Raw genomic sequence first — 19,750 nt, forward strand, 5'->3', positions numbered from 1 at the left:
CGCGGCTGCAACGCGTTGGCGACGCTATTCACCGGATGCGGCGATTCGCGAAAGTGTGCATTTTCAGTCAGCAGCAAGCATGAATGTGCAATCGGGATACAGGTTTCAACCTATTGAAAAGACGAAAGAAAGCGTAATTGCTCAACTCAAAACTTGACTTTTTTGGCGATAACGACGCATTACTTGGGTGGTTAAACCAGATGAGGGGGATCCCTTGAAGCAGCCGTTACTCGACCAGGCGCGCAATATTCTGTTGCGGGAGCTTGATCCCGACTTCATTGAGAAGATCGCGGTCGAGTTAGGATGGCAATATCACTCGCTTTATGAGCAACTCGCGGCCGATCCGACGCTGCCGGATTATCTGAAGGAAGAAGAATTCAACCGCCGCAGGGCTGATTGCGCAAGGCACGCGATCGCGAGGGCGTGTCAGCAGAATGGAATTCCTTTCGAGTACCATCGTCTAGCCTGCAATGGCCAGAAAAAGCTGCTCGCGAAGGCGGGCCGGGTCATTTTGATTCAGGAGCCGATCGAAACTCTTCGGGATCATCCAGCTACTGCCGACTACAAGGTCGCGTTGGCGGACGTGCACGGTTTTGTTCGGCAACTTGAACTCGATCTCGGAGATATGCCGGATCGGATCCGCGATTGGTCCGGTTGCGTGCTCGCGGTTCTGCTTCACGGCGCCGCTGGTCCCAAATTCAACCCGGAGAACAAGTCGCTTGGGCGCGTAATGTTGGCGGTTCCGGACGCAGCTTACACACATTGGATTACGCGCCTCGACCTGCAAGAAATCGCCATGTTCGGCAGGACCGTGCCGATTGAGGAAGAGATCGAGGCCGAGGTCACTCAAGAGGATCAAGTCGTGGTTACGCCGAAGCGGCGAAATGATACAGCGGAATTCGGTTGATGCGCGTTGGGATGCAAGCCTTCCGAGGAAGGCGTCTGCGAGAGGCGAGACTTGCCCGCGGTCTCTACATGAACGCGCTAGGTGATCTGCTTGGTATCACCGGCACCGCAATTTCGCGCTATGAGGATGACGTTGACAAGCCGCCGCAGGATCGAATTGCGGCGATCGCAAAGCATTTGAACTTTCCGATCGAGTTTTTTCTCCAGCCCGAATGGCCGGAACGGCCTCAGATCGTACATTGGCGCTCGCGCTCCGCCGAGACCAAGTACGCACGAGACATGACTGAGCAGCGCATGATCTGGACATGCGAACTGTTCTCTTATCTCGAGCGAGATGTGAATTTTCCCGCCTTGAACTTGCCGAACCTCAAGCTGCCGGATTTTCGAGCTCTCACGCCTGCTCTGATCGAAGCGGCCGCTGAAGCGGTGAGGAAGCATTGGAAGCTTCGGGAACTGCCCGTACCGGACGCGTGCCTGGCGCTCGAAAATGCCGGCATTCCCGTGGTTAACCTCGACATCACGTCCGAAAAACAGGATGGCTTTTGCTTTCAATCGGAGACGTTGGGACGTCCGTTTGTTGGCATCAACTCACTCCATATCAGTTCTGCCCGTGCTAGGTATGACGTCGCCCATGAACTCGGTCACGCCGTGCTTCATCGCGCCGTCACGCTTCAACAGTTGCGCGATCCGTCGCTGAATAAACAGATCGAACAGCAGGCTCATCGATTTGCCGGCGCATTTCTCTTTCCCCGAGAAGCATTTCGGTTCGAAGTGATGCATCCGACGCTGGACTATTTCTGTGCCCTCAAAAAGAGATGGGGCATGTCAATTGCTGCGATGATCTATCGAGCTTTCGACCTCGGCATGATCGATGAGCAGGAAAGGAGTGTGCTTTACCGAAATCTCACGCGAAGAGGCTGGCGTGGGCCGTTGCAGGAACCGTTTGACGACCCATCCGATATGGCAATCGAACGACCGAGGATGATCCGCCGCGGAGTGAGGGTCGTGCTCGAACTCGGCACGAGCAAGGCTGCGATCAAGGCCGCTTTGAACCTGCCCGAGAAGGAAATCGAGCAGATTGCAGGCTTGGAGCCCGGCTTCTTCCGGCCAGCGGCAGAGGTTCATGGCCTGGCCATTGCCAAGCGGCCAGCGCTTAAGGCAACGGATATCGAAAGTGGCGAGGTGATCGAATTTCCGCAGTCGAGGCGGCGGTAGTAGAAATCGACGACCAGTCAGACGCTTGCAGGAGAGATTTGAGGATCTTCAGGAAAGCGCGCGTCGTCGCCATCCGTGACGTGACGACCTGATCCGTCAACTGTTAGCAAGGTACGGAGCGCTTGACCGCTTCGCGCTCGCGTGGGGAAGCCGAGGCTATGCAGCAGCGCGACGTTGCTGACGCTGTTCTCGATTTTAGGTACTTTGGAGGGCCTCTATGGCCAAGAACATTCTGGTGTTCGCGGACGGTACGGGGAACGAGGGCGGTCTCTTGCCCGACGAAAGCCGCACCAATGTTTACAAGCTGTATCGGGCGACGCGGACCGGTCCCGATTCCATTATCGACCCCGAGCAGCAGTTGGCGCTCTATGTTTCAGGCATTGGGACGCCAGCACCGGGGCATAGCAGTCGTTGGAGCCGCCTCAAGGAGACGGTCCAGCAGATGTTTGGATTCGGCATCACCAAGAAGATTGTCGATTGTTACGTCGCCCTGATTGGCGTGCGGGAGCCAGGCGACCGCGTCTATCTCTTCGGCTTCAGCCGCGGAGCCTACACGGCCAGGTGCCTCGCGCACGTCCTTGAGGTCTGCGGTATTCCAAGAAACGAGCCGAACGGCGATGCCATCAGCCTCGATCCGAAGTCGCTGCGGCGCGTCGCTAAGGAGGCTGTCTCCTGCGTCTACTGGCTCGGGATGCCGCGGGACGGCGCCGAGATCGAGAAGCGGGTAGAAAATTTCCGCAACGCATACAGGTCGGAAGTCGGACGCGCCGCGGGTGCATCTGCGTATTTCATCGGAATATGGGATGCGGTGGCAGCCATTGGGTGGCAACGCTTCTTCCCGGATTGGGCCTACGACCGGCGCTTCGCCTCAGACATCCAATGCGCGCGGCATCTGCGGTCGATCGACGAAGGCCGGAAAGACTTCAAACGAGTGCCGTGGGGTGGCAGTGGAACCGTGAAGTGGCCCGACAGGCAGGGCGAACCGGAGCAATTCGATCAGATCTGGTTCGCTGGCAACCACGCGAATATTGGCGCAGCTATCCGGAAAACGAGTCGCGCTTGTCGGACATCACGCTTGCCTGGATGGCTGAATTCATCACCGAGAAGATACCGGAAGCGGCCCGCGTATTAGTCGATAAAGGCATGCTGCGGTTATACCCGTCCGCCGATGGCATGATGCACGACGAGTGCGTGGTCGGCATGGGCGGCACCTCGCTGCACTGGTCAAAAGCAGTCCGTGCTGTTCCGGACACGGCTCAACTGCATGAGACGGTCTATCAGCGGCTTTCGATGAAATCGGTGCGCAATTTCACAAGCTTCGGTCCGTATCGTCCGGTGGCATTACAGAGACATCAGAAGGCTAAGGCGTTCTTTGAACCGCCGCCTTCGGATGAGAACAAGAGCTCACCTGCCGAACTGAACTCTCCTTCAAATACGATGCCTCCTTGAACGGAGCCGGCGGCGCGACTTCGATCTCGTTTCATTTTGTCCTATCGATTTCCTAGGAATATATACCTATAAATGGTTGGCGGCTGATTTTACCGGTTGTTAGCGATAGTTGTGATATGAAATGTAGGATATAAATCAGCTATATCCGACAAATAAGATCAAGAGCCATGGCCAAGTCAATTTCAACACAACAGGACCGTGCCATTGAACTCCTCAGGAAGCGCGGCATTGCGCGTCCGTCCGAGCTTGCCACAGCAGGCGTCACGGCGGCGACCATCGCCCGCATGAAGGAGAAGGGTCTCGTTGTCCAACTCGGACGCGGCCTCTACCAACTGCCCGACGCGCCTATCGACACGCACCATTCCCTCGCCGAAGCTGCCAAGCGCGTGCCTAAAGGGGTCGTCGCGCTGACCTCGGCGCTCGCCTTTCATGACCTGACCGATACCATCCCCTCGATGGTCTGGCTCGCCATTGGTCCCAAAGACCGGCAACCGCTTCCGACCAACCCACCCATGCAGTTCGTACGCTTCAGCCCGGAGCGGCTTCACGAGGGCGTGGAGACCCATACCATCGAAGGTTGCCCCGTGAAGATCTTCAGCCCCGCCAAAACCGTCGTCGATCTTTTTCGCTACCGACAGAGTGCCGGGACACGCTATCGTCACAGCACCGGCCTTAACCTCGCGCTCGAAGGCCTGCGCGAGGCCCTTAGAACACGCAAGGCTAAGCCTTCGGAGATCGCGGATTTCGCGCGCAAAGCCGGGGTTTGGAAGGCGATGCAACCATATATGGACGCGATGACCGCCAATGGCTAACCCACCCAAGAATGTTGCCGCCTCGGTCCGCGCGCGATTGCTCACGCTCTCCAAGGAGCGCAATCAGCCCTTTGAACTTCTCCTCACCCGCTACGTGCTGGAACGGCTGCTTTACCGCCTCGGCTCGACAGACTATCGCAATCGCTTCGTTCTCAAGGGCGCGATGCTGCTCGCTACCTGGGTCGATAACCAGTTCCGGCCGACCCGCGACCTCGACCTTCTCGGCTCGGGCAATCCGGACCCGGACGCGCTCCTGGCGATATTCAAGGAGATCGCTGCCGTCGATGCCGCCGACGGCGTCATCTTCGACCCGGCCAGTTTCACCGTCGACCGCATCCGCGACGAGAACGAATACGGTGGCGTCCGGATCAAGGGCAATGCCACGGTCGACAACGCCCGCGTTCGCGTCGTGATCGATATCGCATTCGGCGACGCCATTGAGCCCGGTGTGCAGGAAACCGACCTTCCGGTGCTGTTGGATTTTCCGGCGCCGAAGCTGCGCTCTTATCCGCGCGAGGCCGTCGTCGCCGAAAAATTTCAGGCGATGGTCGCGCTCGGCCTCGCCAACACACGTCTCAAAGACTTCTACGATGTCTGGGTCCTGATCCGCTCCTACAAGTTCGAGGGCGACACGCTGGCTCGCGCCATCAAGGCGACGTTCGCGCGCCGCAAGACCGAGATTCCGACGGCACTGCCGGACGCCTTCACCCCGGCCTTTACTGAGGACGCCGGCAAGAAGATCAGTGGGCGGCGTTCACCAAGCAGGTCGCGGTCGATCCGGGCCCGCTGACGGACGTGGCGCAAACCCTTGCGGAGTCGAAAGAAGCTCTGTCCCTGAAGGACGGGGAGAAAGCGACCATGCCGGGATGACCATGATGGTCATGCCGATCATCGCCATGATGACCAGCAGCATCAGCAGCGCGATCGGCGTCAAGATCATCAGCATCATCATCGGTAGCGTCATCAGTACCAGCCGCTGCTGGTCGCTGCCGACATGTCCATTATCGGTCTCCCGGCATGACCGTCAAGATCCCCGCGGCCGGACCCTGAAGGCGCACCTCGTCGCCCTAACTAGAGGAGTTACATCGGTCCGGAGCCTCGAATGTCATTGATGGATTTTTCTCGCCCGAGCTTGAGCGGTTTCAGCGCGCGGTGGGCACCACCACGCCGACCAAGGCATGGTTCGCCTATGCGCTCGACCTAAACCGTATCGGGTTTGATCTGCTTCGGAACGCGACCACCGCGCAGTCCGAAAGCGCAGCCTTCGCCATACACGGGCTGTTTGTGCCGGTTCACCAATCATTCCAGTCGGCACTCCTGCTCGCAGAGCGCGGGCTCGCCGGTGATGCGCGAACGGTTCTAAGATCAGGCGTCGAGGGGACCATCGCGATCTATGCGCTGCACTCCGATGCCGCTTTCATCGACAGGCTGATCGAGGCCCACCACTACAACCAGCGCAAGGCCGCGCGCGTGCTTCTCGACAATCCCGCCTATCTTGCCGCTACAAGGCCGCCGATAACGCCGTTATGAAGGTCGTGGTCGCGTCGGTGGACGACATGGAAAAAGCAACGGGGGCGAAGCTGAAGGATATCAACTGGGCCGATGTCGCACTCAAATCCTGCCCCGACCTCTACCAGTTGATGTATCGCTCGCTGTCATCCGACGCTCGCATACGACCCTCAATACCCTGGACCGCTACGTGTTGGCTGACGCCAACGGGCAGATCACGTCTTTCAAGTCCGCGCCGGGGCCGGAAGGCCTGGTGGAAACGCTGAGCGCGGCCTGCCTCCTGTTTCTCTGGGCGGCCGATCCCTTTGCTGAAAGCACCGGGCGCCCCGACATCACCGCCAGGATCAGGCAAGAGTTACAGCGCTTCGCGACCTTGCCGGGAGCGTTTCCAGACATGCCGCTGAAGGCCGCGTGATCCCCATGCTCGTCAGATCGCTCCCCGATGCGATCCTTGCCGCGATTGGCAAGGAAGTAAGCCAGCAGGCTATCGAGCTGGTAGCCCATCAGCCCGAGCCATGGGCTCAGCCCACCGATTGCTTTCGTAACATCGCGCGCAAGATTGCTGAGAGTGGCGGCAGCGCGCGGTGCGGCTACACATTCCACCACCACTTCGCCCAGAAGATCGAAGGCCGGCCGCTCTACATTTACCTGACCCATCATGCCGTGTGGGTGTCACCCGCGGGAGCGGGGGCCGCGAGCGTGAACTCGTCGCGCGCGCCGTTTGGGCCGCGTAGTCGTAGACGGTCGAGCTTGAGAATCCGCTTGAGGTGCGCGAACAGCATCTCGATCTTTTTGCGGAGCCGGCGCGAGGTGTCTCCTTCCCACGATGCGATCTGACCGGCCATGTCGCGAGCGCCCTCATAGATTGAGCGCGGTACCCTTCAGGAAGGCTGCTTGGGACAACACCGGGATTTCAGTGCGCACCGATCACATCGTGCTTGCTGGCGAGGTAAAGCATGGTGGCACCGTCATTCACCAGCGTTCCGGTGGTGGTAAGAACTTTGCCACCGGGGCAACGATAGGCGTCTCCGGTATGGTCATAGGTGAAGTCGTCGCGCGAAAAGATCCCGTCTGTCCGGGCCGACTTGTCGAAGACTGTAACGTGCGGCTCGATGCCGTGCTCATAGACTAGCCAGGCGAGCATCTCGGCCGAGCCATAGCCACTGTCGCCGAGGAGCCGGCACGGATAGAGATCGAATCGTTCGAGCGAGCGCTCAATCATGCGCTTGGCGGCTAAGACCTCAGCCTGCCGGATTGCTGTTGTCGCTTCGACCTCCACGACGATCGCATTCTCGACGTCGATCAGGTAATTCGTCGAATAGGCGAAGAGCTGATGATACGGATGCTCTTGATCGGCTATTGCTTCGGTATCCGATCGGAGCGACGTTTGTGCGATGAGGTTCATCTCAATTTGGCTTACCGCTGGTTTTGCCGGCTCGGCTTGGACGGTGCGGTGCCAGATCACTCGACGTTCTCTAAGAACAGACCTGGTCATTTCCGAGAAGGCGATCTCTTCCGCTGCGTGTTCGAGAACGTCTTGCACCGTTGTATCGAGGAACAGCTGGTCGGCGGTGAAGGATTTGCCGTCGATGCGAGCCTGATCAAGGCCGACGCCAATCGGCAAAAAGGAATTGAAGGCGACAAGGGAACTCCCACCGGAGGCGGCAAGCCGAGCGAAACGAATACCTGGCCGTCCTCGATGATGCCGCTTTCGGAGCAGCGACCGAGGTCACCCCGAAGTTCGTGTCGCCCTCCGATCCGGCGGCGCGCTGGACGGGAGCCCACGGCGGTCAAGCCTTCGGGATCAATCGAAGGCCGGCCGATCGCACTGTAAAAGGGCGCCAGGTCCTGCCTAATCTGTTCAAGATCGACAAATCTATCGATCGAGCGAAGCAAGTGGTCGGAAGGCACGTGCCTCTCGAGCGAGAACTCGTAGAACAAAGCAGCCTGTTCGACTTGCCGATGTCCCATCATGATCTTCAGTCCTGCCGATTAGACAGACTGAATCACCGCTACCTCTGAGTCGCAACTGCGGCCTTTTTCAACAGAATCGTCCAATTGGCGATCTTCCATCCTTTTAGCTTGCGCTACTGCTTATGAGCGGGGAAGAGCCGGCTCGTCTCGAGCTTCGTTAAAGCGCCAGAGCGCTGGCCGGTCAGGGCGACGCCCCAAAGCGCGCCCGTCCGTCTTAGTTTGCCGGACATCGAATGGGAGCGTCCGACTTGTGAAAAATGCGGCTGGCTCGGCGATCCCGGGCCGATCCTCGGCGAATCGGACGCCTACGCGAGCGAGGAAGAACATCGGCGAGCGCCGGAAGGCGAATGTGTCATCCCGACGACGCCAATACGTGAGTTGTTGAAGCCGGAGCGGTAGGGCAAGCAAGGATAGGCAACGCTCGACAGACGGGAAGCAAGCAGGCCCCGCTATCGAAGTGCGGCAAAAAATATCAGTCTGGATGGGGAGTTCGATGTACTGTTCGAAAGAAGCATTAAAAGCCTTGCTGATGGGCGCTCGACGGGAAACCGAACAAGCTCGTTGAAACCTACGTCGGCCCTCAATTGAGCAAGCCGAGAGCGCGTGAATTCGCATCGGGGGCTTCCCGCGGCGGATCAAAACCATGGCAAGTTGCATCAAAAACGTGTTCTCGCTCATTCTCCGGCACGTCAGGAGCTTCCGACGGCGGATGAACTATCGGACGCGACTATCAATATCCAGGGCTTTGTGTCCGACGCCTATGGCGCACTCGATAATCTTGCGCGGATATGGGTTTCCGAGAAAGGACAGAAACGCAGCGACGGAACGCCCATTCGCGACACGCATGTCGGTCTTGGTCCCGATAACAAAAGCGTGCATCAGATTCTTTCGGCGGAGTGCCGGGCCTATCTTACGGGGCTTAATGAGTGGCTTAAGTTTCTCGCCAATCTTCGGCACGCGCTCGTACACCGGATACCGCTCTACATCCCTCCATACGTGATTCAGGACGCCGATGTGACGGCCTACAATGAACTCGCGGACAAAATGAACGCTGCGATAAAGGCGCAGGATTTCGCTGCCTATGACGCGCTTTCGGCCGAGCGGCTGAAGCTCGGCCGCTTTCAGCCTTGGATTAGCCAATCCTTCGCCCGGGGGTGCTAAGCCGGTCGTGTTTCATCGCAGGCAAAGATATTGACACCCGGCATGCCGATCGTCTGCAGCGCGTCTTCAACGTGTCCGAGCTTTATGTCGTAGCCTTGCAGCGCATCCTCGGCGCTTTCGCCGGAATGATGAGGCATCGAAAGTGCATCGGCGGCGCGTGCACGGGCGACGATGGCGACGCGATCGAGCAGGGACGAGTCCGCGTTGGACTGGGAGATGTGTGTCAGAAGGTTCTGAGCGCTTGGATCCGGAGCGCTGCCCCACTTGGAGCAAAGGTTTACCGCGCACTCGTACTCGAGATGAGCAAGAATATCCGGACGCACTGCACTGCCGTCTACACCGCGTGTATCGACCACTGCGATGGCAAGTCGCGCATCGTCGCGCGCGGCGACACGAATGATAGCACGCTTGAGCTTGCCATTTTTCACACAAGGTTCGGCGCGCTTCAGACAGATTGTCGCGAAACCACCAGCTCAGGTATCTGGCCATAGAGAGAGCGTGAATCGTTACCTAAGCGGGTTTGACGGCCCGAGTGAATTGCTATGCGCTGGTACGAAGCTTGCTTAAGGGCAGGATCATGTCCTCTCGGATCGGTGGAGCATGTCAGGTATCGCTGCCGCTTTTCTATTGCCTTGGAGTAGTTCCCATCAGACGGTTTATGATCGGCTCCAGCACATGCTTCCAAAGCTCGCACTTCGCGGACAAGCAGAAGTCGCCGTCACCGCCTTCACGCACAACAAAGGCGTTCGAGGTGGAAGCGTGTCTCAGCCATCACACGAACTGTCTTCCATTCGCAAGAATAGGCGAGATTCGGAGGTCAGTCCGCACGTTGCGATCGCTCTTATCAGCGGCCGAGTTTGCAGACAGGATAGGAACGACGATCATCCAAATCCCAAGCGCACGGCCTCGTCCCGTCAACTGACAGTGTCGGTAGACGGAGCGTTAGCAAATGGCCACGAGGTGAGGGCAGAACTGATTGCCCAAGGTTACACCCGGGTTGGTCGGACGGATGCTGAGCTGTTGCTCAAGCTGATTGAGGAAATTTGTGAGAGGGATTATTGGCGGCAAGGCTTGCGGGTCAAGTATGAGAACGTTTTCCGTGAAATCGATGAGCGCATTGATGGTGCTATCAGTGCGCTCTTGTTGGACCCAGAGGGAAATCTGGTCGCGTTCCGCAATAGATATGGTTTGCGTCCATTGGAGTTCATGCAGACGGACGATGGAGTTTTGCTCTTTGCCTCGGAAAATTGCGCCTTTGCCGGCCTTCGAGGCGAGTCAGGTCAAATCCGGCCGGGCTACATCAAATATGTGGATGGCAAACGGGGGCATTGCCTCGATCATCGCGTCAGTGTTTCTCAAGAAACCGCCAAGCTATGCGTTTATGAGACCCTTTACCTCGGAAACCCGGATACGTCCATCGATGGCCAAACTCACCGCAAAACCCGCTACAATATCGGTTTCTCGCTAGGTGATCTTATTGCGCAACGGATCTGCGCAGAGCAGGACCGAGATCCCGTCGTCGTCTCGTCCATGCCTCATACCGGAGGGCCCTATGCTGACGGCTTATTTTCATCTCTGTTAGCACGCGGCGTTAACGTCGAACGACGTGAAGTCATCGAGACGCAGCTCTCTGAGCGAACTCTCATCGGCCCAACCAGTGAGCGCAAGCATCGTATCGCTCGCAAGTATCGGCTGGCTTCGACTGACGTTGGCAGACGCACGATACTCATTGCCGATGAAGCCCTCATTCGTGGCGATACCAGCCGGACCATAACGAATATGCTCCTTGCTGCGGGCGTCAAAGCTGTCCATTGGGGAATCGGTTCGCCACCTATCGTGGCTCCGAATTACTACGGCGTGGATATTGAGGCCATCGATGAACTGGCCTTTTGGCAGGCGTGGAAACGGCTGCCCGCCCAACAGCAGAAGCGAAGCCTGCTGTTCAAAGACATCGAGCCGCATGTTCTCCAATCGATTGATAGAAGAATCGCCGCCGCGATCAACGCGGCAACTGTGACTTATTTGCCCTTCTCCCGATTGTCCTCGTTGCTGCCGCGCGGGAGCGAGGGAGTGGATTTATCACCCTTCACATTCGAAATGCCAACTCCTGCAGGTCGAAGTCGCGCAAACAGAGATCTGCATAACCTTGTCGCTGACTACCAGAGCGCTGCCTGAGGGCTGAATATCATGAGGCCGGTTCTTGTTTTTGATTGGAATGGCACGTTGCTTGACGATGCCAGCGCACTACTCCAAACGACGAATGCTATCCTGGAACGTTTCGGTCGCCCGGCGATCGATTTAGACACCTTTCGGGATCATTGCGATGTCCCACTGTCCATTCTTTTCCGAAACATCGGGATGTCAGAATCGGAAGTCGCAGCCGTAGATCGCGATGGCAGTGCAATCTTCCATGACACTTACGAGCCGCTAGCCGATAAAGCAGATCTACGCGTGGGGGCGCGCACAATGCTGGAATGGGTTCGCCAGGAAGCGGCTTCGTCCATCATCGTGAGCAACCATATAGTCGCACCTCTTGTTGCTCAATTGCAAAGGCTCGGCATCGATCGCTGCTTCAACGACGTCCTGGCCTATGAAAGCCGTGTCACGCAGTATAAGACGATGAGCAAAGGGGAGCGACTTCGACGATATATGGAGCAAAACGATCTAAAGCCGGAGTCGACCTTCATTATCGGGGATATGCCAGTAGAAACCGATATTGCCCGAAGTCTTGGACTGATCAGCGTAGCCATTACCGGCGGATTTGTTTCTGAGACACGCTTAAGGGCTGCGAATCCGGACCACATTATCCACAACTACCACGAGCTATTGCCAATCGTGCGGGCGCACGGCTTTTTCTAAGATACATGCCATGCGCGAACGCGAGACATTGCGCTTAAGCCGGTGGCGAGAAGGAGTAGGCCTTCGCTGCACGATTTCGTACTTCCGCTCACCTGCTCAGAAAACTCATGAGGCGCGATAGTAGGTCGACTTACGCGCTCTCGTTTGAGATCCTTCAATCGGACTTAATCCGAAGGTTGAGTGAATCAAGTGATACCAGGCGTGCGCAATGTGTGACACACACAAATGTGTATGCGATCCAATGCCGCGGATTCGCGCGCTGCGGCGTCGTGACCCGGCCAACACTCTTTCCGGCCTTGATGCCGCTGCGGCGCGGTCCAGATGGCCGGCTCGGCGTCTCCGCCGGCGGGATCGGCGGCGGCGGCGCCGCCGCGAACGACAACTGCGCCTCCGGCAACGTCGTCGTGAATATCTACAATGCGGCTTCCGGCTCGGATCCTCAGACTAGCGTCAGCCGGACAAACAGCGGCACGCAGGTCGACATCATGTTCAACGCCGTCGCCGCTCTCATGGTCGATGACGGTTCTCGAAATAGCCCGATCTCGCAGCTCATCTCATGCCAATCGGGTTTCGGCGCATGACGTTGTTCGACGTCGATCTCCGCCGGCATCACCGTCGCGCCAGGACCGCTTCACTCGCCGAGCTTGAAGATCTCGGTCGAGAGGACGGAACCGCGCTCATTCGACTGCCCGTACGAGACGTCTTTGCAGACCTCCGTGAACCAAACCCCGAGGATCGATGGTTGGTCTCATCTGCAAGACTATCACACCAGTCACGTCGGGCGCGGCCCCGCTTTTCGCCACCCGGGCTCCCACCACGCGGAAGCCTGAGGGGGGTGCGTTGGCCCTTCGGCTCAACCGCGGAATGTGACCGATATCACGGACAGTTTAGTGGACTTTAACTAAGTATTAACCCGAATATTGAACCGATTGAGGATGTGTTAAGACACAACCTGGTTCTCCCACGTCAGACGACTTACGGAGCCGATCATGAACCTCGATATTGCTGGTGTCCCGTCCGTGCAGACTGGCTTTGCGATAGTCAATTCCAGAGGTCAAATTTGGTGCGACGTGCTTTTTCAGAGTCAGGACGAGGCGTGCCAGTATTTTGCGCAACATTGGAAAGGTGATCCAAGGGAGGCCCAAAATTTCCGCTTAGCCGGCGCCTCCCAGGTGATCGAAATTTTACAAACCAAATCTAAGCCTAGCTATCTATCGCCTCCGCTCAGCGAGATCGCCTAAGCACATTACCTAGTCACCCTGGCTTTTCGCTTGATCATCCTTCTGGATGATCCGCATGAGTCTTCCGCGATCGATCGCTTGTCCACCAAAAGGCTTTAAGCATTCGGCTGCGGCGTCGAGGAGTGCCAGCCGCTTTTTCTGCTCCCAGTGGTTCCAATAGACACGCGTCATAAAGAACGTCGAAATCGTGCACCTCAGAAACCCGTTTGGGGGCAGCTGTTTGATTGCTCCAAGAAGGGGAGAACGTCCCCGTTCAGCGTCAATCTCCGCTTCCCAAATGCGAGCGATAAGATTTTCTATTGTGTGCTCTGACTCGACACTAGCGATACTGGGTCTAAGGACAGGTTGGCCGGCGGCATTCCCTAAGTGATCCAAGAACACCCGAATTGGCATATTGAGTGTTTGGAATTCGAAGATATCGATCATTGAGCGGACGAGTTCCACCACGTGCGGGACTTCCTCATCTGGAACTCGAAAAATTTCTTTGACCCGCCTCTCGATTGTCAGCTCCTCCTTTAATGCGGCGAACTCGACGAGAGGGAATGACCGTAGGATCATGTCCAAGATCCTGCTGGTCAGTTGGACGATTCTAAGAGAAAGCTGACGCTTCGCGTCCTTATCTAAACGCTCTGAACCAGAACCAAGCAAGATAATGCTAACACCCCAGATTCTGGCGGCGTGTTCCAATCGCGACCAACTTTCGTCGCCAACGATCCTCTCAAGAGCGCGCTCTCTCTCGTCTCGAACTTCTGCATCGACCCTCGTTGCTATATCGAGTATGCGCTGCTTCTCGATGCTCTGCGGGCGATTGAACCGAACATCCTCGAAAGCCCGATCGAGCCGATCTTGGAGCGCTCGCAGCCTTCCCGGTTTATCTAAAATCGAAGGTCGAATCTCATTAGTTATGAGGATGTGCGTCTGACCCGACGCTTCCGAGCCTAGCTCGCGTACCATCTTGTCAGCCTCATTCGTGACCAACTCAACGAGTTCCGCAGACGGCTCAATTTCAGCATAGATATCGAATGTTGTCTGATCGAAATTTTCGTCCGCAAGGTCAAAGTACTTGCGCGCTTCCTGCGGCTTTTTTGCCAATTCGGTCGCCAGTAGATAGCTCTCGATGAATGGCAAAGAAATGATCGCAATATCGTTCTCGAAGTGGATAATTCCACGTTCCTGAAACGCCGATACGAAGCTGATCGGGTCGATTTCGTAGTCTCGGCTCGCTGCAAAATCGCGAACAAATTTCACCAGCGATGATTGAGAGAACCTTCTTTTGTTCACCTTTTGCTCAAATGCCAACTGACGCAAGAACTCTTCGCGCGTGGTTCTGCTCAGCACGACGGAGTCCTTATCCGATGCAACGACAAAACTCAGAAAGCCGCTGACCGCCAATTGCAGAAGCTCGGCTCGTCTGTTTGCTCTTAGCAGCGAGGTTAGAACCTCCCCAGCCACGCCCGCGAAATAGCTCGGGTGCGCGGGAAGATCAAAACGCCTGAACATGGTCTGCAATCTTAGAGCAACGACCCCCGCTTCTTCGTCGGGCATCTCGAATGTTCGCTGTAGAAACTCTGAGATCTCGATGAAAGAAATATCACAAACGTCAAATGATTCAGCGCCAAGTGTGAGAACACCATCAATCCCCGATGGCAAATTCCTTTCCGCCTTGTTCACGATCACAAAGTGAGCTTCCGGATATCTCGCGATCTCCTTTCTTAGAAAATCGACGCGTGGCCGGGAATCGAAAGGAAAATCTGTGATGATGAAGATCATCTTCAGGTCGGTTCGTCCAAGCGCGTTCCTTTCCGCTTGAGCGCATTGCGACGAGATGGTGTGCTCAGGCGGCCTTAGAGTGCTCCCTCGCAACACGCAGGGAACGACTTGCTTACTCCCGATCTTTATCCGGGATAGTTCGGCGGCAATTATCCATGGCAAGCTGTTGTCAGGATAATTTCTCGGCACACTTGTTATTACTAATCGGTGCGAAGTAATTGCTTCGAGCGCAGATACAGGATCGTAGTATTCTTGGTCGGCGGGCGTAGACGAAAGATGTGTCGTGCTCGACGAAATGCGCATTCGTGGAAGTGGCAAGCGATATCCCAATGGCTTGCCTCTATATTCGGGTGAAAGTTGATTCAGTTGCTGGTGAATGGACTCCTTTACCGCCATCAATATGGGCTCGACATCGCCACTATTTTGCTGAGTGTCGGCTACAGAGGATTTGGCCGCCCTCCGGCCAGCAAGGAATTGCTGAAATTGCGGATTCCGAAGCTGCAGCTTTACGAATGATGCCGCATTGAGTGCAGCGATTTCGCGAGCTTTGCCGTTGGTTTCACGTTCGAAACGATTCTTGTTTTTGTCAGCATAGTCAGAAATGCCCCGAATGCTTACGATCGGCACATGAGCCAGCGTGGCGCTATGAAAGCCGCCGCCCGACTCAGTTTCAATTGCTAAGATCTTGCGATCGATATGTCGAAAGTCGTCATTATAAATGTCGCTCTTTGAGACCGAACCGCACGCGGTGTTCCCTTCGAATATATCGGGAATTCTTATCGTCTCGTTGACGCTTTCTTTTCCGATGAACGCGCCGGGGATTTTTGCTGCTGCATCGTAATACTGCTCGAGCTGCCATCGTTCAAAGTCGGGTTTAGTGTCAGAGCCGATACGAGCATACTTCAATGAGAAGGAAAGCCGTGGATCAGTAGTGTAAAACTTGGAACTGAATTTTGACTTGGCGGTTCCCTTTTCGTCACTTACCTTCGCGTTCTCTAGAACGTCGATAATGGCGCCGGTGAAGCAGACGTCTCCGATGGCGAGATCAGAACTCAGGCCGCCAGCAATGCCCAACACGATTATCAAGCCCACATCGTACTGACAAAGCATCCGGTCGGCCGCGCGACCATTTGCAGCTTTGCCCATGTCATCTTGCAGAAACGCGACGCCAGTAAGCCCGCTCTCGCTGAGATCGACCTCGGTGTGAAATTGCACGCCTTCGACGTGTTGCTGAACCCGTCGAAAAATCCGTTCAAAGCTGGCAAACTCTTCCTGCAACGGAATAATAAAGCCAATATCTACAAACTTCTTAATCATCTATGTGTGCTTCAGGACCAAGTGAGTTGGATAATTCGACTGCCGTCCCGGACAAATTCTCGACTCAGAATCATCGACGCGACGCGCGGTGCAGGAGCATTCAAGCGCAACTATGGCGCGAGGGCAACCCAGGCTTTAGACGCAATTCTCTATTAGGGAACGCCTTCCTAGAGATTAATCACCTCCAGTCCAGCCGAGTCTCGGCCCGGCCGACCTGCCACGGCCTTGCGAACCAGGTGCGCGGAGATATGGGGCGCCGCCCTCGGGGGGCGCTCGATGGAAGACGAGTTTGCGTCGTCCCCACGAGCGAGCCACCCACGTACGCTTTCCATTTCTGGCATTTGTCAGCGCACGAGGCAATGCGCGCACTTCGGCACGCTCGAAGTGCTAAGTCGAAATGACCGACGTGCTGTAGGCTCATTGACGTCGCCACTACGCTAACGCGTCTCGCCAGGCGCCCACTTAGGATCCGTCCAAGCTTTATGTTGTGCTAGGTACATCGCCAAGCCGAAAGGAAGGCAGCTTCAATAAGCGAGTTGATAGACATTGAATTCTGCATCGAGGAATCTGAAATAGCAGAGCTCCACCTCAGTCCACATGGCCTCGTGCTCGCACTCGTGCCCTTATATCCATTCTGCATTTTGCCGCGAACTTGGTAGGCAGGGCTATCTGGCCTTCACGATAGTCCGTCTGACCGCGCTCAAATGCTCGCTGAAGTCTTGCGCTCATAGCGGGATGAGCGGGTTGGCTCTCAACGAGCGAGAGAAAAGTTGCTTGCTGCCGGTAGAGCTGGGCTGCATGCAACTCTAAATTAAATCAGAGGATTACCTGCATGTTCTTGCGGAAGGGTTGGGATTCAAACCCGCGGCCCTTTACCGTAAAGCAGCTTCGCATCCCGTAATAGGCCGCCCGATCCTATCAACTCTCATTTTCTGTGCTGCGATGCAGTTCACGATTAATCCGATCCTTGACCCGACGGACTGCAAGAAGTTGCAGCCTCGTTCGGGTCTTGCCATTGATCCTCTTGTTATCGATCTCAAAACTGTAGCGCCACTCGCCCGGGAGCGCTTCTCGCATGCTGAATTGGACACCTCTATGTTCCATGAATGCATTCAACCACGATGACAAAACGTTGCAGCTACAGCGTCGGCGAGCCGTAGATTGCTGTAGGGATTCCTCAATCATGAAAGCGCTGACTCGATATCGAACGGAACCGCCGATCCAATAGGACCGGCGGCCAAGTCAAGGGAGGAAACGCCCGTGTGAGGGCGGCGATAGCGAAGCTACCGCCTAGGCACCGCCAATCTCTTGGCGGATCTGGAATAAACGGTTCACGAGGAAGCCAGAAGAAGATCCCGACTCATCGAATGGATGTGATGCGAAGATCGATGCGGCACCAAGTAATCCAATTGAGGCGCTACCAAAAGAGAAACTTGCGTACGCATCGTACTGATTACGCTATTTCCTCTATCTCGTTACGCAAGACGGCTCTGCCAAGCGATTCAGGAATACGCTGCTCCACGTTCGACGAAGTCTCCGACGTCACCCTGCGAAATTGGCGGCTAGTCGCAAGAAATTCCTAAACAGCACGGGCCCTTGTTTAGTAAGGACTGACTCCGGATGGAACTGCACGCCATGGGTTGGATGATCCCGATGGGACAAACCCATGATCTCTCCTTCATCTGAGCGGGCTGTCACCGTGAGATCCGATGCGATCGATTCATCGAGTTCGACCGCTAGAGAATGGTAGCGTCCGACACAAAATGGCGACGGGAGTTCGTTGAACAACCCACGACCATCGTGGCTTATCGGCGAGGCTTGGCCGTGCACGGGACGATGTGCACGTACCACCCTTCCGCCGAAAACGCTTCCAATACACTGATGACCAAGACAGATACCAAGGATTGGGACGCGTCCCGAGAGTTCCCGGACAACTGCGTTCGATATGCCAGCCTCCGTTGGCGTGCAGGGCCCGGGCGATATCACGATTGCACTAGGCTGGAGCCCAACGAGATCAGCCACGCTGATCGCGTCGTTTCGGACCACTTCCGTCTCTGCACCAAGCTTACGGAGATAGCGCGCAATATTGAATACGAAGGAATCGTAATTGTCGATGATGACAATCAAAATGCACCGGTTGGATCGACACCGAAGGCTTGGAACAGTCGTTTTGCCTTAGCAAGTGTCTCTTCATATTCGGCTTCAGGATCCGACATCGCCGTTATTCCGCCGCCCGCATGAAACACAGCCACGTCACCGTCGATCACAACAGTGCGGATCGCAATGTTCGTGTCCATGTATCCATCGAAACCGATGAAGCCGATCGCCCCGCAGTAGACCTCTCGTGCTACTTTCTCGATGTCCGCAATGATTTCCATTGCTCGCACCTTTGGAACGCCGGTCACGGAGCCGCCCGGAAAGCAGGCGCGAAGCAGACTGACGGCGTCTTGGTCTGCGCCAAGCGCGCCTGCGACCACCGACACAAGATGGTGCACGGAGGCATAGGATTCCAAGTTGCAAAGAGCTGAAACTTCGACCGAATCGTCTGTACAAACGCGTGAGAGATCGTTGCGCAGCAGGTCGACGATCATAATGTTCTCCGCGCGATCCTTTCCGGAGGCCAAAAGGAGCTCCGCCCGGAGCCCATCTTCCGCAGAATCAGCGGAGCGCGCGATTGTGCCCTTGATCGGCCGGGTTTCGACCTGCCGGCCCTCAAGCCTCAGAAATCGCTCAGGAGAGCTCGATGCGATCGTCAGCGCGTCATATTGCAGGAGGGCTGCAAACGGGGCTGGGTTCAAAGAGCGGAGCTGGCAATAAAAGGTGAGCGGATCGAACAGGGGGGCGACCTTGGCACTGAATCGTTGCGCGATGTTTGCCTGGAATATATCTCCAGCCAGGATCAAATCGATGACACGCCGGACGGCCGCTTTGAACCCTTCACGGCTAAAATTTGAATGCCATTGGCCCGCGGTGCTGGGGATTATGATCCGCTGCGACTTTGGCTTGGCAAGCAGTGCTGCAAACTCGGCGGCGCGACGACGTGCGCGCTCGGCCCGTCGAGTGGGCTCCTGCTCCGGCCAGCCGGTCGAGACGATCCAACACTTCTCATCGCGGTGATCGAAGCTGACCACCACATCGTAAAAATGCAGTATTGACTGGGGTAACCGGAGACCCGGAATTGACGGTGCCGGCAGCCCCTCCAGTGTTCGGTTCAGATCGTAGGCAAGAAAGCCGGCTGCGCCGCCCTGGAATGGGGGGAGATCCGGGCGATGCGCTTCTTTGTATCTGGCAAGAAGCTCGCGGAGGGCCTCCCATGGATTCCCCATAAGTGCCTGTCCATTCCAGCTTGCCTGTCCATCGGCGACCAAATATGTGCCGAACGGCTCGCAAGCCAGGTATGAGTAACGTCCGAGCAGCTCATGCTCGGCTGCGCTATCGAGAAAGGTAAGGTGCGGCCGCTGCGCAAGGCATCGCAGAGCCTTGATAGGCTCAATCCATGGCAACTCGCAGACGTGCATAGGCTATCCGCTACGACGG

At 56.4% G+C, this 19,750-nt stretch carries 18 protein-coding genes and 2 pseudogenes; 13 read left to right on the forward strand and 7 right to left on the reverse strand.

From position 1 onward, the window contains the following. Positions 1–214: 214 nt before the first annotated feature. From ACVIGB_RS41305 to ACVIGB_RS41330, 6 genes are all read left to right on the forward strand, one after another. Complete coding sequence (locus ACVIGB_RS41305; protein WP_456718328.1) at positions 215–907, forward strand: hypothetical protein; 693 nt, start codon at positions 215–217, stop codon at positions 905–907. Positions 908–918: 11 nt separating this feature from the next. Beyond that, positions 919–2,121 carry an ImmA/IrrE family metallo-endopeptidase gene (locus ACVIGB_RS41310; protein WP_283805581.1) on the forward strand — a complete coding sequence of 401 codons (1,203 nt, stop codon included), beginning with the start codon at positions 919–921 and terminating at the stop codon, positions 2,119–2,121. Between the two features lie 217 nt (positions 2,122–2,338). Beyond that, positions 2,339–3,253, forward strand: a complete 915-nt coding sequence (locus ACVIGB_RS41315) for a phospholipase effector Tle1 domain-containing protein (RefSeq protein ID WP_456718327.1) — start codon at positions 2,339–2,341, stop codon at positions 3,251–3,253. Then, on the forward strand, positions 3,205–3,570 hold the full coding sequence (locus tag ACVIGB_RS41320) for a hypothetical protein (protein WP_456718326.1): 366 nt from the start codon (positions 3,205–3,207) through the stop codon (positions 3,568–3,570). The genes ACVIGB_RS41315 and ACVIGB_RS41320 overlap by 49 nt, the downstream gene beginning before the upstream one ends. A gap of 167 nt (positions 3,571–3,737) precedes the next feature. After that, positions 3,738–4,382, forward strand: a complete 645-nt coding sequence (locus ACVIGB_RS41325; protein WP_456718325.1) for a type IV toxin-antitoxin system AbiEi family antitoxin domain-containing protein — start codon at positions 3,738–3,740, stop codon at positions 4,380–4,382. After that, the gene (locus tag ACVIGB_RS41330) at positions 4,375–5,172 is read left to right on the forward strand and encodes a nucleotidyl transferase AbiEii/AbiGii toxin family protein (protein WP_456718324.1); all 798 of its coding nucleotides are present in this window, start codon (positions 4,375–4,377) and stop codon (positions 5,170–5,172) included. The genes ACVIGB_RS41325 and ACVIGB_RS41330 overlap by 8 nt, the downstream gene beginning before the upstream one ends. Here ACVIGB_RS41330 and ACVIGB_RS41335 read toward each other — a convergent pair. Continuing rightward, a complete protein-coding gene (locus ACVIGB_RS41335; RefSeq protein ID WP_456718323.1) occupies positions 5,137–5,346 on the reverse strand; it encodes a hypothetical protein in 210 nt (69 codons plus the stop codon). The two genes, ACVIGB_RS41330 and ACVIGB_RS41335, sit on opposite strands and share 36 nt — an antisense overlap. A gap of 188 nt (positions 5,347–5,534) precedes the next feature. Between ACVIGB_RS41335 and ACVIGB_RS41340 the strand changes: the two genes are divergently transcribed. Beyond that, complete coding sequence (locus ACVIGB_RS41340; protein ID WP_456749300.1) at positions 5,535–5,912, forward strand: DUF5677 domain-containing protein; 378 nt, start codon at positions 5,535–5,537, stop codon at positions 5,910–5,912. 165 nt (positions 5,913–6,077) lie between these two features. Here ACVIGB_RS41340 and ACVIGB_RS41345 read toward each other — a convergent pair whose 3' ends face one another. Continuing rightward, positions 6,078–6,551 (reverse strand): hypothetical protein, encoded by a 474-nt coding sequence (locus ACVIGB_RS41345; RefSeq protein WP_456718322.1) that lies wholly within the window; start codon positions 6,549–6,551, stop codon positions 6,078–6,080. After that, a pseudogene (locus ACVIGB_RS41350) lies at positions 6,548–7,218 on the reverse strand (transposase); the annotation flags it as partial. The pseudogene ACVIGB_RS41350 and the gene ACVIGB_RS41345, both read right to left, overlap by 4 nt. Between ACVIGB_RS41350 and ACVIGB_RS41355 the strand changes: the two are divergent. Next, a pseudogene (locus ACVIGB_RS41355) lies at positions 7,210–7,688 on the forward strand (transposase); the annotation flags it as partial. The pseudogenes ACVIGB_RS41350 and ACVIGB_RS41355 overlap by 9 nt on opposite strands. A gap of 780 nt (positions 7,689–8,468) precedes the next feature. Then, positions 8,469–9,026 (forward strand): hypothetical protein, encoded by a 558-nt coding sequence (locus tag ACVIGB_RS41360; protein WP_456718321.1) that lies wholly within the window; start codon positions 8,469–8,471, stop codon positions 9,024–9,026. Here ACVIGB_RS41360 and ACVIGB_RS41365 read toward each other — a convergent pair. Beyond that, positions 9,023–9,454 (reverse strand): hypothetical protein, encoded by a 432-nt coding sequence (locus ACVIGB_RS41365; protein WP_456718320.1) that lies wholly within the window; start codon positions 9,452–9,454, stop codon positions 9,023–9,025. The genes ACVIGB_RS41360 and ACVIGB_RS41365 overlap by 4 nt on opposite strands. Before the next feature lie 172 nt (positions 9,455–9,626). Between ACVIGB_RS41365 and ACVIGB_RS41370 the strand changes: the two genes are divergently transcribed. The 4 genes from ACVIGB_RS41370 to ACVIGB_RS41385 all read left to right on the forward strand — a co-directional run bounded on the left by ACVIGB_RS41370 (position 9,627) and on the right by ACVIGB_RS41385 (position 13,126). Beyond that, positions 9,627–11,201, forward strand: a complete 1,575-nt coding sequence (locus ACVIGB_RS41370; RefSeq protein WP_456718319.1) for a hypothetical protein — start codon at positions 9,627–9,629, stop codon at positions 11,199–11,201. Positions 11,202–11,213: 12 nt separating this feature from the next. Then, complete coding sequence (locus ACVIGB_RS41375) at positions 11,214–11,885, forward strand: HAD family hydrolase (RefSeq protein WP_456718318.1); 672 nt, start codon at positions 11,214–11,216, stop codon at positions 11,883–11,885. 299 nt (positions 11,886–12,184) lie between these two features. Beyond that, entirely contained in the window at positions 12,185–12,466 is a 282-nt protein-coding gene (locus ACVIGB_RS41380) for a hypothetical protein (RefSeq protein WP_456718317.1), read from the forward strand. Between the two features lie 408 nt (positions 12,467–12,874). Continuing rightward, positions 12,875–13,126: a hypothetical protein gene (locus tag ACVIGB_RS41385; protein ID WP_456718316.1), complete on the forward strand. Its 252-nt coding sequence runs from the start codon at positions 12,875–12,877 to the stop codon at positions 13,124–13,126. Between the two features lie 9 nt (positions 13,127–13,135). On the opposite strand, the gene ACVIGB_RS41390 is transcribed toward ACVIGB_RS41385, so the two are convergent. The 3 genes from ACVIGB_RS41390 to pabB form a co-directional block, all read right to left on the reverse strand. After that, positions 13,136–16,213, reverse strand: a complete 3,078-nt coding sequence (locus ACVIGB_RS41390) for a phosphorylase family protein (RefSeq protein WP_456718315.1) — start codon at positions 16,211–16,213, stop codon at positions 13,136–13,138. A gap of 1,542 nt (positions 16,214–17,755) precedes the next feature. After that, the gene (locus tag ACVIGB_RS41395; protein ID WP_456718314.1) at positions 17,756–18,340 is read right to left on the reverse strand and encodes an anthranilate synthase component II; all 585 of its coding nucleotides are present in this window, start codon (positions 18,338–18,340) and stop codon (positions 17,756–17,758) included. Next, complete coding sequence (pabB, locus tag ACVIGB_RS41400; protein WP_456718313.1) at positions 18,337–19,731, reverse strand: aminodeoxychorismate synthase component I; 1,395 nt, start codon at positions 19,729–19,731, stop codon at positions 18,337–18,339. Before pabB ends, ACVIGB_RS41395 begins: the two co-directional genes overlap by 4 nt. Positions 19,732–19,750: the final 19 nt, after the last annotated feature.

The organism is Bradyrhizobium sp. USDA 4341 (assembly GCF_054063755.1).

What these genes read in the sequence shown, in the direction of transcription:
- ACVIGB_RS41320 (WP_456718326.1), top strand. Translation starts at nt 3,205, where the DNA reads ATGGCTGAATTCATCACCGAGAAGATACCGGAAGCGGCCCGCGTATTA.
- ACVIGB_RS41375 (WP_456718318.1), top strand. Translation starts at nt 11,214, where the DNA reads ATGAGGCCGGTTCTTGTTTTTGATTGGAATGGCACGTTGCTTGACGAT.
- ACVIGB_RS41345 (WP_456718322.1), bottom strand. Translation starts at nt 6,551, where the DNA reads ATGATGGGTCAGGTAAATGTAGAGCGGCCGGCCTTCGATCTTCTGGGC.
- ACVIGB_RS41325 (WP_456718325.1), top strand. Translation starts at nt 3,738, where the DNA reads ATGGCCAAGTCAATTTCAACACAACAGGACCGTGCCATTGAACTCCTC.
- ACVIGB_RS41380 (WP_456718317.1), top strand. Translation starts at nt 12,185, where the DNA reads ATGCCGCTGCGGCGCGGTCCAGATGGCCGGCTCGGCGTCTCCGCCGGC.
- ACVIGB_RS41310 (WP_283805581.1), top strand. Translation starts at nt 919, where the DNA reads ATGCAAGCCTTCCGAGGAAGGCGTCTGCGAGAGGCGAGACTTGCCCGC.
- ACVIGB_RS41385 (WP_456718316.1), top strand. Translation starts at nt 12,875, where the DNA reads ATGAACCTCGATATTGCTGGTGTCCCGTCCGTGCAGACTGGCTTTGCG.
- ACVIGB_RS41335 (WP_456718323.1), bottom strand. Translation starts at nt 5,346, where the DNA reads ATGACGCTACCGATGATGATGCTGATGATCTTGACGCCGATCGCGCTG.
- ACVIGB_RS41315 (WP_456718327.1), top strand. Translation starts at nt 2,339, where the DNA reads ATGGCCAAGAACATTCTGGTGTTCGCGGACGGTACGGGGAACGAGGGC.
- ACVIGB_RS41370 (WP_456718319.1), top strand. Translation starts at nt 9,627, where the DNA reads ATGTCAGGTATCGCTGCCGCTTTTCTATTGCCTTGGAGTAGTTCCCAT.
- ACVIGB_RS41390 (WP_456718315.1), bottom strand. Translation starts at nt 16,213, where the DNA reads ATGATTAAGAAGTTTGTAGATATTGGCTTTATTATTCCGTTGCAGGAA.
- pabB (WP_456718313.1), bottom strand. Translation starts at nt 19,731, where the DNA reads ATGCACGTCTGCGAGTTGCCATGGATTGAGCCTATCAAGGCTCTGCGA.
- ACVIGB_RS41330 (WP_456718324.1), top strand. Translation starts at nt 4,375, where the DNA reads ATGGCTAACCCACCCAAGAATGTTGCCGCCTCGGTCCGCGCGCGATTG.